This is a genomic window from Pelomonas sp. Root1237 (assembly GCF_001425055.1).
Taxonomy (GTDB): Bacteria; Pseudomonadota; Gammaproteobacteria; order Burkholderiales; family Burkholderiaceae_C; genus Pelomonas.
Genome location: NZ_LMDK01000001.1, coordinates 521928 through 536850 on the forward strand (window position 1 = coordinate 521928; position 14923 = coordinate 536850).

Annotated in this window: 14 protein-coding genes; 8 read left to right on the plus strand and 6 right to left on the minus strand. The window is 68.1% G+C overall.

The genetic code is table 11. The features are described from left to right. Positions 1–111 precede the first annotated feature (111 nt). Entirely contained in the window at positions 112–714 is a 603-nt protein-coding gene (locus ASC91_RS02395) for a chalcone isomerase family protein (protein ID WP_056191702.1), read from the plus strand. Between the two features lie 163 nt (positions 715–877). Here ASC91_RS02395 and gph read toward each other — a convergent pair whose 3' ends face one another. Then, positions 878–1525, minus strand: a complete 648-nt coding sequence (gene gph, locus ASC91_RS02400; protein WP_056191705.1) for a phosphoglycolate phosphatase — start codon at positions 1523–1525, stop codon at positions 878–880. Continuing rightward, positions 1522–2739, minus strand: coding sequence for an alanine transaminase (gene alaC, locus ASC91_RS02405; protein WP_056191706.1), 1218 nt, complete (start codon positions 2737–2739; stop codon positions 1522–1524). The genes gph and alaC overlap by 4 nt, the downstream gene beginning before the upstream one ends. A 94-nt stretch (positions 2740–2833) precedes the next feature. Between alaC and ASC91_RS02410 the strand changes: the two genes are divergently transcribed. From ASC91_RS02410 to ASC91_RS02430, 5 genes are all read left to right on the plus strand, one after another. Continuing rightward, entirely contained in the window at positions 2834–3526 is a 693-nt protein-coding gene (locus tag ASC91_RS02410) for an alpha/beta family hydrolase (RefSeq protein ID WP_056191708.1), read from the plus strand. Positions 3527–3543: 17 nt separating this feature from the next. Then, positions 3544–4452 carry a carbohydrate kinase family protein gene (locus ASC91_RS02415; RefSeq protein WP_056191710.1) on the plus strand — a complete coding sequence of 303 codons (909 nt, stop codon included), beginning with the start codon at positions 3544–3546 and terminating at the stop codon, positions 4450–4452. 3 nt (positions 4453–4455) lie between these two features. Then, the gene (locus tag ASC91_RS02420; protein WP_056191712.1) at positions 4456–5364 is read left to right on the plus strand and encodes a pseudouridine-5'-phosphate glycosidase; all 909 of its coding nucleotides are present in this window, start codon (positions 4456–4458) and stop codon (positions 5362–5364) included. 107 nt (positions 5365–5471) lie between these two features. After that, positions 5472–6659 (plus strand): efflux RND transporter periplasmic adaptor subunit, encoded by a 1188-nt coding sequence (locus tag ASC91_RS02425; protein ID WP_082532353.1) that lies wholly within the window; start codon positions 5472–5474, stop codon positions 6657–6659. Continuing rightward, positions 6656–9757 carry an efflux RND transporter permease subunit gene (locus tag ASC91_RS02430; protein ID WP_056191716.1) on the plus strand — a complete coding sequence of 1034 codons (3102 nt, stop codon included), beginning with the start codon at positions 6656–6658 and terminating at the stop codon, positions 9755–9757. Before ASC91_RS02425 ends, ASC91_RS02430 begins: the two co-directional genes overlap by 4 nt. Here ASC91_RS02430 and ASC91_RS02435 read toward each other — a convergent pair whose 3' ends face one another. The 4 genes from ASC91_RS02435 to ASC91_RS02450 all read right to left on the minus strand — a co-directional run bounded on the left by ASC91_RS02435 (position 9758) and on the right by ASC91_RS02450 (position 12433). Beyond that, positions 9758–10231: a low molecular weight protein-tyrosine-phosphatase gene (locus tag ASC91_RS02435; RefSeq protein ID WP_056191718.1), complete on the minus strand. Its 474-nt coding sequence runs from the start codon at positions 10229–10231 to the stop codon at positions 9758–9760. Between the two features lie 137 nt (positions 10232–10368). Then, entirely contained in the window at positions 10369–11061 is a 693-nt protein-coding gene (gene rpe / locus ASC91_RS02440) for a ribulose-phosphate 3-epimerase (protein ID WP_056191720.1), read from the minus strand. A 35-nt stretch (positions 11062–11096) separates the two neighbouring features. After that, entirely contained in the window at positions 11097–11711 is a 615-nt protein-coding gene (locus ASC91_RS02445; RefSeq protein WP_056191722.1) for a DNA-3-methyladenine glycosylase I, read from the minus strand. Beyond that, positions 11708–12433: an ABC transporter substrate-binding protein gene (locus ASC91_RS02450; protein WP_162247725.1), complete on the minus strand. Its 726-nt coding sequence runs from the start codon at positions 12431–12433 to the stop codon at positions 11708–11710. The genes ASC91_RS02445 and ASC91_RS02450 overlap by 4 nt, the downstream gene beginning before the upstream one ends. A gap of 83 nt (positions 12434–12516) precedes the next feature. Between ASC91_RS02450 and apaG the strand changes: the two genes are divergently transcribed. Further along, entirely contained in the window at positions 12517–12891 is a 375-nt protein-coding gene (gene apaG, locus ASC91_RS02455; protein WP_056192606.1) for a Co2+/Mg2+ efflux protein ApaG, read from the plus strand. Next, a complete protein-coding gene (locus ASC91_RS02460) occupies positions 12888–14855 on the plus strand; it encodes a site-specific recombinase (RefSeq protein WP_235531784.1) in 1968 nt (655 codons plus the stop codon). Before apaG ends, ASC91_RS02460 begins: the two co-directional genes overlap by 4 nt. Positions 14856–14923: the final 68 nt, after the last annotated feature.

Here is a 14923-nt window from a genome sequence, read left to right on the forward strand (position 1 = left end):
TTCCGCGTGATGAACATGATCGGATCAGTGTATCAGCGGGTCTTTGAGCCTGACACGCCATACTTCGGTTCACGAAGATGCCGCCATCGCGGCACAGCAACGGAGCGAGACATGCGCGCATTCATCGTCGCGGCCCTGGTGGCCGTGGGCAGTCTGAGCGGGGGGAGCGCCTGGGCCGAGACGGTCGAGGTGGCCAACGTGAAGTACGAGACGGCCATGGACCTGGCGGGCCAGAAGCTGGTCCTCAACGGCGCCGGCGTGCGCTACAAGTTTGTCGTCAAGGTCTACACGGCGGGCCTGTACCTGACGCACAAGGTCAGCACGACGCCCGAGGTGCTCGCGGCGCCCGGCCCCAAGCGCATCCATATCCAGATGTTGCGCGAGATCGACGGCAACGAACTCGGCAAGCTTTTCACCAAGGGCATGGAAGCCAACGCGCCGCGCGACGAGTTCGTCAAGTCCATCAATGGCGTGCTCAAGTTGAGCGAAGTCTTCGCCAGCCGCAAGCAGCTCAACAGCGGCGACAACTTCACGGTCGACTATGTGCCCGGGCTCGGGTCGACGCTGCTGGTCAACGGCAAGTCGCTGTTGAGCGAGCCGATCAAGGAGCCCGAGTTCTTCACCGCGCTGCTGCGCATCTGGCTGGGCGACAAGCCGGCCGACGATGCGCTGAAAGAAGCCCTGCTCGGCATCAAGCGCGAACGCCGCCGCTGAAACGGAGCCCCGCGCCCAAGCTCGCCACGCTGAACGCGGGCGAGCTTGAGCGGCCCCCCGAGGGGGCGCCGATGCTCGCGGCATCGAGCCGCGAGCACATCGGCAATCGGGCCGGCTTGGGAGCGGCCCGGCGCTCGGCCCGTAGGCAGACGATGGGCCTCAGTCAGCCGAACTGGATATCGTCGAGCCGGCCCAGATGCTGCAGGGCCGGCACGGCGCGGATGTCCTCGCCATGGTTGTAGCCGTAGGTCATCAGCACCAGCGGGCAGCCGGCCGCGCGCGCGGCCTCGGCGTCGTTGCGTGAGTCGCCCACCATCCAGGTGGCCGCGGGCGGCGTGCCCAACGCCTCGCAGGTCTTGAGCAACGGCAGCGGATCGGGCTTCTTGCGCGCGAAGTCGTCGCCGCCGAAGACGTGGGTGAAGTAACCATCCAGCCCCTTGCGCCTGAGCAGTTCGCGCGCCGGCGCGCCCGGCTTGTTGGTCAGCACGGCCAGCGGCAGGCCCAGCGCTCGCAGTGCTTCCAACCCTTCGACGACGCCCGCGTAGACCGTTGCATGCTCGCCATTCAGGCCGGCGTAGTGCTGCTGGTAGAGCGGCCAGGCTTGCTCGAACAGCGCCGGCGCGCCGCCCACCTCGGCCAGCGTCGTGCGCACCAGGTGCTCGCTGCCGCGGCCGATGGTGTGCTCGACGAAGGCCGACGTGACCGGTGGCAGGCCGAGATCGGCCAGCACGCGGCCCAGCACGGCAACGAAGTCGCCCAGCGTGTCGATAAGGGTGCCGTCCAGGTCGAGGATGAGGGCTTGAGGTTTCATGTTTTCAGCTGGCCATCGGCCTTGAACATCGCCTTGATGCCCCGCACCGCCTGGCGGATGCGCGACTCGTTCTCGATCAGCGCAAAGCGCACATGGCCGTCACCGTGGTCGCCGAAGCCGATGCCGGGCGATACGCAGACCTTGGCCTTCTCCAGCAACTGCTTCGCGAACTCCAGCGAGCCGAGCTCGCGGTAGGGCTCGGGAATAGGCGCCCAGATGTACATGCTGGCCTTGGGGCAGTCCACCACCCAGCCGGCCTCGATGAGGCCCTTGTAGAGCACGTCGCGGCGGCGCTGGTAGCTGGCGGTGATGTCCTTGACGCACTGCTGGTCGCCCTCCAGCGCAGCGATGGCGGCGACCTGCAGCGGCGTGAAGGTGCCGTAGTCGTGATAACTCTTGATGCGCGCCAGCGCCGCGACGAGATCCGGATTGCCGACCATGAAGCCGACCCGCCAGCCGGCCATGTTGTAGCTCTTGGAGAGCGTGAAGAACTCGACCGCCACGTCCTTGGCGCCGGGCACCTGCATGATGGATGGCGCGACGTAGCCGTCGTAGACGATGTCGGCATAGGCCAGGTCATGCACGACGAGGATGTCGTGCTTCTTGGCCAGCGCCACGACGCGCTCGAAGAAGGCCAGGTCCACGCACTGCGCCGTCGGGTTGGACGGGAAGCCGAAGACCATCATCTTGGGCTTGGGATAGCTGCCTCGGATGGTCTTCTCCAGCTCGGCGAAGAAGTCGACCTCGCTGCTGACCGGAATGGCGCGGATGTCGGCGCCGGCAATTACCGCGCCGTAGATGTGGATGGGGTAGCTCGGGTCCGGCACCAGCACGGTGTCGCCGCGGTCGAGTGTGGCCAGCATCAGATGGGCCAGACCCTCCTTGGAGCCAATGGTGACGATGGCTTCGTGGTCGGGGTCGATGGTGACGCCGTAGCGGCGCTCATACCAGTGCGAGATCGCGCGGCGCAGGCGCGGGATGCCCTTGCTGGCCGAGTAGCCGTGGGTGTCGGGCCGTTGCGAGACTTCGTTGAGCTTGGCGACGATGTGTGCCGGTGTGGCCCCGTCGGGGTTGCCCATGCTCATGTCGATGATGTCTTCGCCCCGTCGGCGAGCCGCCAGCTTGAGCTCGGCGGTGATGTTGAAGACGTAGGGTGGGAGACGGTCGATGCGCGCGAAGCGGCGCTTGCCGCTGGAGGCGGAAGAAGAGGTCATTGGCAGTGTTCACGTGAGCGCCCGGAACCGTCCGAGCGACGTGGGCGGCGTGGCGCCGCACCGCGGGCGACTCTAGCGCACTAAGCTGGTGACCATGAGCACGCCTGAGTCCCTCACGCTGACCGTTGACGATCAAACCACGGTCTCGGCCTTGTGGCTGCAGCCGCCACAGCCGCGTGCGACCTATGTGTTCGCCCACGGCGCAGGTGCCGGCATGCACCACAGCTTCATGGCGGCGTTGTCACAGGCCCTGTTCGACGCGTCGGTGGCGACCCTGCGCTATCAGTTCCCCTACATGGAGCGCGGCTCCAAGCGCCCCGACTCGCCCGCTGTGGCGCACGCCGCCGTTCGCGCTGCGGTGGCAGAGGCGCGCCAGCGGTTGCCCGACACACCGCTGTTCGCGGGCGGCAAATCCTTCGGCGGCCGCATGACCTCGCAGGCCCAGGCGGCCGAGGCGATGCCGGGTGTGCGTGGGCTGGTGTTCGTCGGCTTTCCCTTGCACCCGGCTGGCAAACCGGCCATTGACCGGGCGGCGCACTTGGCGCAGGTCGCCGTACCGATGCTGTTCCTGCAGGGCACGCGGGACGAGCTGGCCGACCTGGCCTTGCTGCGGGGCGTTGTCCAGGGCCTGGGCGACCCAGCCACGCTGCATCTCGAGGATGATGCGGACCACGCCTTCCATGTCCGGGCCCGCAGCGGGCGCAACGACGCGCAGGTGGTGCTGGCCTTGGCAGCGGCGATGGCGGCATGGTGCCTAGCGCAAGCCCCTGGGGCGCGCGGCGGGTGACTTCCTAGAATCGGGCAATGAACACCTCCGCCGCCCCCATTGCCTGCATCGGCGGCCTCAATATCGACCGCAAGCTCAGGCTGCTGTCCAACTCCCTGCACGGGTCGTCCAACCCGTGCGAGTCACATGAAACTCCTGGCGGCGTCGTGCGCAACGTCGCCGAGAACCTGGCGCGGCTGGGCCTGCCCGTCGCGCTGGTTGCCGCGGTGGGCGACGACGCCGGCGGGCGCATGCTGCTTGAGCAGGCCGCGCAGGTCGGCATCGACACGCGCGCCGTCATCCGGCTGCGCCGCCACGCCAGCGACAGCTACACCGCGGTGCTCGCGCCAGACGGCAGCCTGGAACTCGGCCTGGCGTCGATGCCGCTCGTCGAGAGCCTGAACCCCTGGGCGCTGGCGGCCAGCAAAGCCTTGCGCGCCGGGGCCGCCCTCGTCGTGGCCGACGGCAACCTGCCCACCGACGCCTGGCCCTTGCTGCTCGGCGAGGCGCGCGCCAGCGGCATCCCATTGGTGGGCGTGGCGGTGTCCGAAGCCAAGATGGAAAGACTGCCAGAGCGCCTGGACGGCCTGCACCTGCTCGTCATGAATGCCGGTGAACTGGCCACCATCGCGGCAGACGCGAACGAGGCCTTCGATGCATTGCACGCACGCGGCGTCGGCTGCGTGCTGGTCTCCAAGGGCGCCGACGGCTTGCTGCTCAGCACGCCGGGCCGCGCACCACGCCACTGGCCGGCGCCGCAGGTGCATGTCGTGGACGTGACCGGCGCTGGCGACGCACTCTCGGCCGGCGTCTGTGCCTCGCTGCTGCGCGCGCCCGACGACTTCGACGCCGCCGCCCGCCTGGGCCTGGACCTCGCTGCACTGACGCTGCAGACCGAGGACAGCGTCCACCCCGAACTGACCCCCCGCTTTCTAGAAGAACGATAGAAGATGAACGAACTGATCCAGCTCTCGCCCGAAGTCGCCGCCGCCCATGAGCAGGGCCGGCCGATCGTGGCCCTCGAATCCACCATCATTGCCCACGGCATGCCGTGGCCGCAGAACCTGCAGACGGCGCGCGAGGTCGAGGACGTCATCCGCATCGAAGGTGCCGTGCCGGCGACCATCGCGGTCATCGGCGGGCGCATCCGCGTCGGCCTGACCGACGCCGAACTGCAGCAGCTGGCCCAAGCGCCCGACGCCATGAAGCTCAGCCGCCGCGACCTGCCGTTTGCCATCGCCACCGGGCGCCTCGGTGCCACGACGGTGGCGGCGACGATGATCTGCGCCCACCTGGCCGGCATCGAGGTCTTTGTCACCGGCGGCATCGGCGGCGTGCACCGCGGCGGTCACGAGAGCTTCGACATCTCGGCCGACCTGCAGGAGCTGGCGCGCACGCCGGTGGCCGTCGTCTGTGCGGGCGCCAAGTCAATCCTCGACCTGGGCCTGACGCTGGAGTATCTGGAGACCCACGGCGTGCCGGTGCTGTCGGTCGGCCAGGACAACTTCGCCGCCTTCTTCACCCCTGACAGCGGTCTCAGGGCGGACTTCCGCATGGACTCGGCCGACGAGCAGGCCCGCTTCATCCGCGCCAAGTGGACGCTGGGCCTGGCCGGCGGTGTCGTCGTCAGCAACCCGGTGCCGGCAGCACAGGCCATGCCGCGCGAGGAGATCGACGCCATCACGGCCCAGGCTCTCGCGGAAGCCGACGCGCAAGGCGTCGCCGGCAAAGCCATCACGCCCTTCCTGCTCGCGCGCATCAAGGCGCTGACGGGTGGTCGCAGCCTGACGACCAACATCGCCCTCGTGAAGCACAACGCGATCGTCGGCGCTCGGTTGGCGCGCGCGCTGCAGAACTAAAAGCGAAAAACGCGCAAGCTGGTGGTGGCCAGCAAACTGCGAGCAAAACAGGCCGGTTAAGCTGATCTGTTTCCTGAGTCAATCCCCATTACTTTCAGCAGGCTTGCATGCGCGCGACCTCTCCTGTGATTCTTTGTGGCCTGGTGCTGGCCGTTCTGGCGGGCTGTGGGCGCAAGGACGATGCAGGCGGCGCGTCGGCCCCGGCGGGGGCGGCGAGTGCGCCGCCGGCGCAGAACGTCGGTGTCGTCAAGGTCAGGCAGGCCGACGTGCCGATCACCGTGGAGGCCAGCGGCACCGTCACCGCGCTGCAGAGCGTGGACCTGCGTGCGCAGACGAGCAGCATCGTCGCCCAGGTCCTCGTCAAGGACGGCCAGAACGTCAGGAAGGGTGACCTGCTGTTCCGCTTCGATGACCGCGGTGACCGCGCCGCGCTGGAGAAGGCGCGCGCCCAGCTGGCCCGCGACCGCGCCAGCCTCACCGACCTGGAGCGCCAGCTCAACCGCGCCAAGGAACTGAAGGCGCAGAACTTCATCGCCCAGAACGCGGTGGACACGGCCCAGGCCAACTTCGATGCCGGCCAGGCGTTGATCCGCAGTGACGAGGCCGCGATCCAGGCGACCCAGGTCACGCTGGGCTACAACGAGTTGCGCGCGCCCATCAGCGGGCGCGTCGGCATCGTCAGCGTCTACCCGGGCAGCCTGGTGCAGGCCAATGCGACGGCGCTGCCGCTGGTCAACATCGCGCAGCTGGACCCCATCGCCATCAGCTTCACGGTGCCTGAAACCCAGCTCGGCTCGCTGCTGAGCGCCACGCGTGCCGGCGAGCTGGATGTCGAGGCCCTGCCGCCGCCGGGCTCGGCGCGCGGCGCAACCTCCATCAAGGGCCGCGTCACGGCGGTGGACAACCTCGTCGACAGCGCCACCGGCACGATCAAGGTCAAGGCCGAGTTCGACAACAAGGCCCAGGCGTTGTGGCCGGGACAGTACCTGCGCGTGCGCGTCACGCTGCGCACGCTCAAGGGCGTAACGGTCGTGCCGCAGGCCGCCATCATCATGCGCGGCAACGAGCGCTCGGTCTATGTCGTGGCGCCCGACAACACCGCCAAGCTGGTGCCCGTGCAGCTGCGCCAGGCCATGGGCGAGCAGGCGGTGGTGGAGGGCCTGGACGCGACGGCCCAGGTCGTCATGGAAGGCAAGCAGAACCTGCGGCCGGGCACGCCACTGCGCATTCAAGCCAGCGGCGGAGCGGGCGCCGCATCGGCCCCAGCGTCTGCCGCTTCGAGCGCTGACAAATGAGGCTCACCGAGCTGTTCATCCGGCGGCCGGTCATGACCGTGCTGCTGAACCTGTCACTCGTCATCGCCGGCCTGGCCGCCTGGAGCCGCATCCCGGTCGCGGCGCTGCCGTCCTACAACACGCCCATCATCAACGTCGGTGCGTCGCTGCCGGGCGCATCGCCCGAGACCATGGCCTCGTCCGTCGCGCTGCCGCTGGAGAAGCAGTTCTCGACCATCGCCGGCCTGTTGACCATTTCGTCGACCAACACGCTGGGCAACACCTCGCTGACGCTGGAGTTCGACCCCTCCCGCAACATCGACGCCGCCGCCGTGGACGTGCAGGCGGCGCTGTTCCGGTCTTTGCGCGCGCTGCCGGCCGAGATGACCTCGCCGCCGAGCTACCGCAAGGTCAACCCGGCCGATGCGCCGGTGCTGCTGGTGGCGCTGACCTCGCCCTCCATCGACTTGACCGAGCTGAACGACTACGCCGAGAACCTGCTGTCGCCGGGCCTGTCCACCATCGACGGCGTGGCCCAGGTGTCCATCTTTGGCCAGAAGCGCTATGCGGTGCGCATCAAGGTCAAGACGGACCTGCTCAACCAGCGCAACATCACGCTGGACGAGCTGCAGACGGCGGTGCGCGCCGCCAATGCCAACACGCCTGTCGGCGTGCTGGACGGCTCGCGCCAGACACTGACCATCCAGGCCAACCGCCAGCTGCGCAACGCCGCCGAGTTCGGCCGCACCGTCGTCGCCTCGCGCAACGGCGCGCCGGTGCTGCTGCGCGACGTGGCCGACGTGCAGGACAGCGTCGAAACCAGCAAGACCTACTCCACCTACCAGGGCGAGCGCTCCATCGTGCTGGCCATCCAGCGCCAGCCCGACGCCAACACCGTGCAGGTGGTGGACAAGGTCAAGGCCCTGCTGCCGCGCTTCGCGTCGCAGATGCCGGCGTCCATCCAGATGAGCACGCTGAACGACCGATCGGTATCCATCCGCGAGTCGCTGCACGACGTCTACGTGACGCTAGCGCTGACGGTCGGCCTCGTCGTGCTGGTGATCTTCATCTTCCTGCGCCGTGCCGTGGCCACGCTGATCCCGACGGCCTCGCTGCCGATCTCGCTGATCGGTGCGCTCACGCTGCTGTTCGCACTCGGCTACTCGCTCGACAACATCTCGCTGCTCGGCATCACGCTGGCCGTGGGCCTGGTGGTGGACGACGCCATCGTCATGCTGGAGAACATCGTCCGCCACGTCGAGGACGGCATGAAGCCCTTCGACGCGGCCGTGCGCGGCGCGCGCGAGATGGCCTTCACCATCCTGTCGATCTCGGTGTCGCTGGTGGCCGTGCTGATTCCGATCTTCTTCATGCCGGGCGTCATCGGCCTGCTGTTCCACGAGTTCGCCGTCGTCGTCGGCCTGGCCATTCTTGTGTCGGCCGTCGTGTCGTTGACGCTGGTGCCCATGCTGTGCAGCCGGTTGTTGAAGGCCGATGAGCACCACGAGGATGGACCGATGGGGCGCCTGTTCGAGCGCGGCTTCACATGGACGCTGGACACCTACACGCGCACGCTGGACCTGGCCCTGCGCCACCGCAACTGGGTGCTGGGCGTGGCGCTGCTGAGCTTCATCGCGACGGTGTGGTTCTACATGACCATCCCCAAGGGCTTTTTCCCCGAGGAGGATATCGGCCAGATACAGGCCAGCACCGAGTCTGCCGAGGACACATCCTTCGCCGCGATGACCCTGCTGCAGGAGCGCGTGGCCGCCATCGTGCGCAACGATCCCAACGTTTTCGCCCTGAGTTCGGCCGTCGGCGGCGGGCCCTCGGGCAGCGCCACCAACACCGGCCGCATGTTCATCAACCTGAAGGCGCGCAATAGCCGCGAGCCCATGCCCAAGGTGCTGGAAGGCCTGCGCAAGAAGCTGCGCGCGGTGCCCGGCATCCAGGTCTATCTGCGCCCGGTGCAGAACCTGCAGCTCGGCGGCCGCCAGAGCAAGAGCCGCTACCAGTACACGCTGCAGTCGGTATCCACCGGCGAACTCAACACCTGGGCAACCCGGCTGCAGGAGAAGCTGCGCGGCGATGAGCGCTTTCGCGACATCACCAGCGACTCGCAAATGCGCGGCCTGCAGGCCAGCCTTGTCATCGATCGCGAGCGCGCCGCCATCCTGGGCGTGCAGATGCAGGACTTGCGCAATGCGCTGTACGGCGCCTTCGGCGAGCGCCAGGTGTCCAGCATCTACGCCGAGAGCAACACCTACCAGGTCATCATGGAAGCGGGCGAGGACGACCGCAGCAGCGAAGCCGCCTTCGACAAGATCTACCTGCGCGGCAAGAACGGCGCGCAGGTGCCGCTGACGGCCTTTGCCACCGTGCAGCGCACGCTCGGGCCCACGGCCGTCAACCACCAGGGCCAGCTGCAGGCCGTCACGATCAGCTTCAATCTCGCACCCAACGTGCCGCTGGGCGACGCCACCAAGCAGATTGACGCCTTCACGCGCGACATCAAGCTACCACCCAGCATCATCACCAGCTACGGCGGCGATGCGGCCGTGTTCCAGGATTCGCAGGGCGGCCAGCTGCTGCTGATCGGGCTGGCAGTGGCCGTGATCTACGTGCTGCTGGGCGTGCTCTACGAGAGCTACATCCACCCGCTGACCATCCTGGCCGGCCTGCCGTCGGCGGCGGTGGGCGCGCTGATCACGCTGCAGCTGTTCGGCATGGAGCTGACCATCATCGCCACCATCGGCATCGTCATGCTGATCGGCATCGTCAAGAAGAACGCGATCATGATGATCGACTTCGCGCTGGACGTGCAGCGCAGCCAGGGGCTCAAGCCGGCCGAGGCGATCCGCCAGGCCGCGATCCTGCGCTTTCGGCCCATCATGATGACGACGCTGGCGGCGCTGATGGGCGCGCTGCCTATTGCGCTCGGCCTGGGCGCGGGGGCCGAGCTGCGCCAGCCGCTGGGCCTGGCCGTGGTGGGTGGCCTGATCCTGTCGCAGGCGGTGACGCTCTACATCACGCCGGTCATCTACCTGGCGCTGGACCGCTTCAGCGGCACCGGGCCGGACGTGCGCGAAGTGGCGGACTTCGCCAGCAAGGCAGCCTGATCAGCTCAGTTTCAGGCGGCCTTCGCGGCTCTCGGTGAGCAGCCGCTGGGCCGCGCGCTCCAGCATGCCGATGACGGCGTCAAAGCCTGCGACCGGGCCGAAATAGGGGTCGGGGATGTCCTGGCCGGCCAGCTCGGGCACGAAGTCGGTCAGCAGCAGGATCTTGGCGTGGTGCTCGGGCGCTGCCTTGGTGCGCAGCGCGTCGACATGCTCAGCCTCCATGGCCAGCACGAGGTCGTATTGGCCGAGCTGCTCAGGCTCGACGCGGCGCGAGCGCCATTTGCGGTCGAGGCTGTAGTTGTGCCGGCCCAGTGCCGCTGCGGCGCGGGCGTCCACCGGGCCGCCGCGCGGGTCAGCATGCACGCCGGCCGAGGCGATGGTCTTGAACACGTCGCCAAGCTTGGCCCTGAAGATGGCCTCGGCCATCGGTGAGCGGCAGATGTTGGCGGTGCAGACGAGCAGGATGGCGGCCATGTCAGTTACTCAGTTGCGCGGGACGAGCGCCGGGCCGCTCCCAAGCCGGCCCGCAATGGTGATGTGCTTGCCGGTCGAACCGGCAAGCATCGCCGTCCCCGCGGGGGACCGGCCAAGGTAATCCTTGGACGAGGGGCTCACGATCTCGCAAGTTCCGTGCGCATCGCGTCGACGACGGCCTTGTAGTCGGGCTTGCCGAAGATGGCCGAGCCGGCGACGAAGGTGTCGGCGCCCGCCGCGGCGATCTCGCGGATGTTGTCGACCTTGACGCCGCCGTCGATCTCCAGGCGGATGTCCCGGCCGCTGGCGCTGATGATCTCGCGCGCCTTCTGTAGTTTCTTCAATGCCGACGGGATGAAGCTCTGGCCGCCAAAGCCGGGGTTGACGCTCATCAGCAGGATCACATCGACCTTGTCGATGACCCACTCCAGCACGTCCAGCGGCGTGCCCGGGTTGAACACCAGGCCGGCCTGCTTGCCCTCGGCCTTGATGAGCTGCAGCGTGCGGTCCACGTGGGCGCTGGCCTCGGGGTGGAAGGTCACCACGTCGGCGCCGGCGCGGCAGAAGGCCTGGGCCAGGCTGTCGACCGGTTGCACCATCAGGTGCACATCGATGACGGCCGGCGTGCCGTCGGGCTTCACGGCATGCTTGCGCAGCGCCTCGCACACCATCGGCCCGAAGGTCAGGTTGGGCACGTAATGGTTGTCCATCACGTCGAAGTGGATCCAGTCGGCGCCGGCGGCGAGCACGTTCTTCACTTCGTCGCCCAGGCGGGCGAAGTCGGCGGACAGCAGGCTGGGGGCGATGCGGTATTGCGGTGCGGCGGGCATAGCGGGGGATTCTAGGCAGCCCGCTTGCCCCCGCTTCAGCGGCCCGGCCGCTTGAAGCTGTCGCGCGCCTTCTGCGCCTCGGCCCAGTGATGGCAGCCGGGCTGGTGGTCGTTGATCAGCCCCATGGCCTGGATCAGCGCATGCATGGTGGTCGGGCCGACGAATTTCCAGCCGCGCTTCTTCAGATCCTTGGACAAGGCTTCGGAGGGCGCCGAGGTGGCCAGGTTGTGAGCCACCGAGTTCTTGGGCGGCTCGAAGCGCCACAGATAGGCGGCCAGCGAGCCTTCTGCAGCCACCAGCTCCACGCAGCGCCCGGCGTTGTGGATGGCCGCCTCGATCTTGCCGCGGTGGCGCACGATGCCGGCGTTGGCTAGCAGGCGGTTCGCGTCCTTCTCGCCAAACTTGGCGACCTGGTTGTAGTCGAAACCCGCAAAGGCGGCGCGAAAGGCCTCGCGCTTGTTCAGGATGGTTCGCCACGACAGGCCGCTCTGGAAGCCCTCCAGGCACAGCTTCTCGAACAGGCGGAAGTCGTCGGCCACGGGCCGGCCCCATTCCTCGTCGTGATAGCGCAGATAGGTCTCGTCGCCGGGCGCGGCGGCGCACCAGGCGCAGCGTGGGCGGCCATCAGGGGGCAGGAAGAGGGGTTTCATCGGTATTTGTCAGCGAGTTGGCGCAGCGTGCCATCCTTCTCCAGCTTGCGCAGCGCCTGGGTCAGGCGTTCCTCATGGGCGGCCGGCAGGTCGGCGCGCAGCGCGAGGAACTGCGGCTCCTCCTGGAAGACGGTGCGGCCGAACCTGAGCTTGTCGCCCAGCTTGCTCTGTGCCACATGGCGCTGCAGGTTGATGTCCTGGCCGTAGATGGCGTCGGCGCGGCCCATGACCAGCATCTGCAGGGCCTCGCGCTCGGAGCTCACCTCGGCGACAGCCACATTGGCCGCCACCAGCCGGCGCGCCAGCGCCGTGCCACGCATGACCAGCACCGGCTTGCGGCGGCTCAAGGCGGCCAGTTGGGCCAGGGAATCGGGGTTGCGCGGGTCGTCGGCGCGCTGCACGACCACGTGGCGGACGATATACAGCGCCACCGGCGCATAACGCCATTGCTTCTCGCGCTCGGGCGACTTCAGCAGGCAGAAGAAGGCATCAATGAGGCCGTCGGCCAGCAGGCGTTCCACACGCTTGAGCGGCACCTGCTGGTCCAGCCCCGTGAAGTGCAGGCCTGCGTCCTGCCGCTCGACGGCGTGCAGGATTTCCAGGCAGAGCCCGGGTTTGAGCGGGCCACCATCGGGGTCGTACTTCACTGTCGAGCTGGCCTGCTGGACCGTGCGCAGCGTCAGCTCCTGGGCCGGCGCCGCCAGGCTCAGCAGCGCACTCAACAACCAGAGCCGGCGCAGCACTTAGGATCACACACCCCGAAGAACATGCGGCGAGCATAGCCCCCGAGACGGACAATCACCCGATGGCCAACCCCCGTTTCAGTTGCAGCGTCACCGTGCAGACCCTGCCCGAGCAGACCCATCTCGAGCAAAGCCTGTACGCCTTCAGCTACACGATCACGATCGAGAACACCGGCGATGTGCTGTCCCAGCTCATTGGCAGGCACTGGGAGATCACGGACGCGCGTGGCCAGATGCAGGTCGTCGACGGCCTGGCCGTCGTCGGCCACCAGCCCGTGCTCGCCCCAGGCCAGAGCTTCCAGTACAGCTCCTGGGCCCAGATCGGCACCCCCCAGGGCACGATGCGCGGGCGTTTCCTGTGCGTGACCGAGGGCTGCGAGATCTTCCACACCGAGGTCGACGAATTCCTGCTCGCCGACAGCGCTTCTCTGCATTGACCTGGGATCTCACAGCTCTCCTGAACGCGGCCGACCCGCAGGCCGCGCTCGCCGAGCGCAATCTGTGGCTGGTGCGCCTGCTGGAATGGCTGCGGCACGCGCCGCGTGAAGAGGCCTCATCGGGCACGCCGCTGCCCATCGTGCGCCTGAAGCACCTGCTCAATGTGCTGGAGCGCCACCCCGAGCACGCCTGGGCGTTTGCCAATGTCATCGGCGGCGTCTGGAACGACGTCGATGCGGTGGCGCTTTTCGCCGAAGTGGGCTTCGCGCCGCGCATGGCGCTGTGGCATGAATTCCTGGGCCGGCTGCGCCGCCGCCTGTTGCCGGCCACGACCGACACGCGCGACCTCGCGGCGCTGTTCGAACTGCTCTTCCCCGACGAGGCCGACGAGGACTGGATCGCCGCCATCGACGATGAGCTGCTGGCGCGATTGGGCCTGCTGTTTGCCGCCACGCCCGACGACGGCTGGCGCGTCGAGGCCAACGCCGCGATCACCGTGCTGGTCAGCAGCGTGCATGCCGCCGGCCTGGCCGGCCCGCTGCGGGTGCGCATGGATGCGGAGTTGGTGCAGGACAAACCCTTCCACCAGCTGCCCGCCGCCTGGGCGGCCGTCGAGCGCGCGCTGGCCGGCGCCGATGACGATGGGGCCGCACTGGGGTCGGCCATGCAATACCTGCACGCGTTGCTGGACCGCTGCCGCGCTGCTGCGCTGACGGTGCCCGAGCATCTGGAAGTGCATGGCGTGTCGGTGGATCTGATGTTCTCCGTCGAGCAGCTCACCGCGCGGCTGGACCGCATCGATGCGCTGCTGGCCTGCCTGCTGTCCCACGAACCCCAGCGCGAGCTGCTGCGCCTGGTGTCGGGCCTGGTGCGCGTCGTGCACGAGCGGCGCAGCCTGCGCACGCTGTTCGCGCGCCACTACTCGCTGATGGCGCGCAAGGTGGCCGAGCGCAGCGCCGAGACGGGCGAGCACTACATCACCCGCAGCCGCGAGGAATACCGCGACATGCTGCGTCGCGCAGCCGGTGGCGGCGCTGTTTTGGCCGGCACCACCTTCCTGAAGTTCGGCATCGCCCTGCTCGGCTTCACGGCCTTCTGGGGCGGCTTCTGGGCCGGTGTGAACTACGCGCTGTGCTTCGTCCTCATCCACCTGCTGCACTGGACGGTGGCCACCAAGCAGCCGGCGATGACGGCCCCGGCCATGGCCGACAAGCTGCTGCACATCGACCGCGACGACGCCATCGTCGGTTTCGTCGACGAAGTGACCCATCTCGTGCGTTCACAAGTGGCCGGCATCATCGGCAACCTCACCGTCGTGGCGCCGCTGGTGCTGGCGGTGCAGGGCCTGTGCTGGCTGGCCTTCGGTGCGCCGCTGGTGGGCGTGCGGGATGCCGAATACGTGCTGCATTCGCTGAGCCTGTTCGGCCCCTCGCTGCTGTTTGCCGCCTTCACCGGCACGCTGCTGTTCGCGTCCAGCATGATCGCCGGCTGGGTGGAGAACTGGTTCGTCTTCCACCGCCTGGACAGCGCCATCGCCTGGAACCCGCGCATCGTCGCGACGCTGGGTCAGACGCGCGCGCAGCGCTGGTCGCACTGGTGGCGGGCCAACATCTCCGGCCTGACGGCCAACATCAGCCTGGGCCTGATGCTGGGCCTGGCGCCGGCGCTGTTCGGCTTCGTCGGCCTGGGCCTGGAGGTGCGCCACGTGACGTTGTCCACCGGCCAGCTCGCCGCCGCCGTGGGGGCGCTCGGTGTCGGCGTCATGACGACCTGGGCCTTCTGGTCCTGCGTGCTGTGCATTGCCGGCATCGGCATGCTCAATGTCGGCGTCAGCTTCTTCTGCGCCTTCAAGGTGGCGATGCGCTCACGCGGCGTGCGCCTGGCCGACCGCAAGCGCGTCTATGCCGCCATCCGCGCGCGGCTGCGGCGCCAGCCCTTGAGCTTCCTGATCGCGAGGAGTTAGTCCTCGCGCCGCTCGCCCTTCTTGCGGCCCGAGAACATGGTCCACCAGATGATGAAGACAAAGATCGC